Raw genomic sequence first — 469 nt, forward strand, 5'->3', positions numbered from 1 at the left:
GATGGTCGGCGACGTCTCGGACAAAGGCATTCCCGCCGCGTTGTTCATGGCCCGCACGATCACACTGGCGCGCACGATCGCCACCCATGCACGCTCGCCCAGCGACATCCTCGGCGCGCTCAACCGCGAACTGTGCAAGGGCAACGACACCTGCATGTTCGTCACCCTGCTGTGCGGCGTGGTCGAAACCGAAACCGGGTTGCTCGCACTCGCCAGCGCGGGACACGAACAACCGGTGTTGCACGCGGGTGGCACGGCCATCCTGGTCGACGTCGAAACCGGCCCCGCGCTCGGCCTCGACCGCGAAGCGCGCTACCCTGTGCGCGTACTCACGCTGCTAGGGGGCGACACCGTGCTCATGTACACCGACGGCGTCAGCGAGGCGCATGCCGGAAACCAGAAGCTTTACGGCGCGCACGCGCTGCTCGAAAGCGTTTCGCGCGTCGAGGAAGGTGCCACCCCGGAAACC

Annotated in this window: 1 protein-coding gene; it reads left to right on the forward strand. The window is 67.0% G+C overall.

The window, feature by feature from the left end; translation table 11 throughout:
* On the forward strand, positions 1-469 hold a 469-nt coding region (locus CBX98_RS25410; RefSeq protein WP_146192915.1), incomplete at both ends, for a PP2C family protein-serine/threonine phosphatase.

Source organism: Vibrio sp. T9, from assembly GCF_003123985.1.
GTDB classification, from domain to species: Bacteria; Pseudomonadota; Gammaproteobacteria; order Enterobacterales; family Vibrionaceae; genus Vibrio; species Vibrio diabolicus.